At 33.5% G+C, this 914-nt stretch carries 2 protein-coding genes; one reads left to right on the top strand and one right to left on the bottom strand.

Features of this window, described 5'->3' with window-relative positions; genetic code table 11:
- Positions 1–348, top strand: a 348-nt coding sequence (locus tag FUA24_RS23720) for a hydrolase (RefSeq protein WP_148545800.1), incomplete at its 5' end; no start/stop codon positions are given.
- On the opposite strand, the gene FUA24_RS23715 is transcribed toward FUA24_RS23720, so the two are convergent.
- Entirely contained in the window at positions 345–719 is a 375-nt protein-coding gene (locus FUA24_RS23715; RefSeq protein ID WP_147133185.1) for a DNA topoisomerase IV, read from the bottom strand. The genes FUA24_RS23720 and FUA24_RS23715 overlap by 4 nt on opposite strands.
- Positions 720–914: the final 195 nt, after the last annotated feature.

The following is a 914-nucleotide window of genomic DNA, read 5'->3' as shown; positions in this document are numbered from 1 at the left end:
TTAGAAAACGCCTATTTAAACGCGGCGCATTTTAATTTGGCACATAATGAAGACGCTATAAGTTATTTTGAAGCCGATGGTTATAACATAGATAGCCTTATACCGCTTGTAAAAGATGAATTATATAAGCTAAATGAGGTAAAAGGCCAACATCCTATTGTGCCTTATGGTTCTAGTGAAGGCCGAAAAATGATGATTAACACCGTGAAAATGCTTAACCATAAATGGATTATTGCCGATTTTTCAGATGGCGAATTCTGGGGCGAAGTATTTTTAACCTACCAAATAAACAACAATCATACGGTTACGTTTACCTTGGTAGAATCGTTTTTGTATCCTTTTGATTAAGGTGTTGTAGCTTTATAAGCCACGCCTTTTTGTTTTTTAGTTTCGCCTACGTATGAATATTCAAAAGTGTACGAACTATCAGTTGTTGTTAGTATTTTTAAGTGCACATCTTTTTTTTCAGCCATACTTTTAGGGTTAATGGTTTTAAAAATAACTTCACAATCATTAATCCAACGCAGTTTGGTAGAATCTACATGGTTGTTATAGGTTTCAATTTGTAAGGTATCGGTTCTTGTAAAGGTAGATTTGTACAGCGTACCATCTATAGTAATTTCACTGTAAAACGTGCCTGTTTTGTAATCAGTACATTGTCTTTCTACCTGATAACAATTAAAAAGCAACACAAAAAGGCTCATATATATAAAACGCATACGTAATATTTAAAATGCAAACTTATACTAATTTTGAAAGTTTTTAAAACTTCCATCGGTATAAAAAATTACAATGCGTTCAATAGCTTTTGTATTGTCTGTATTATGGTGTAATGCCTCTTGTAAAGGTAACGGGGCTTTTGGTGTTGTGTCTTCGTTTTTTGGTGGCGGCATCTGTTGCGTATTAGTATCATT

The organism is Seonamhaeicola marinus (genome assembly GCF_008085455.1).
This window is presented reverse-complemented; position numbering and strand designations above follow the sequence as displayed.

Coding starts and splice junctions, on each gene's coding strand:
- FUA24_RS23715 (WP_147133185.1), bottom strand. CDS start 719: ATGCGTTTTATATATATGAGCCTTTTTGTGTTGCTTTTTAATTGTTAT.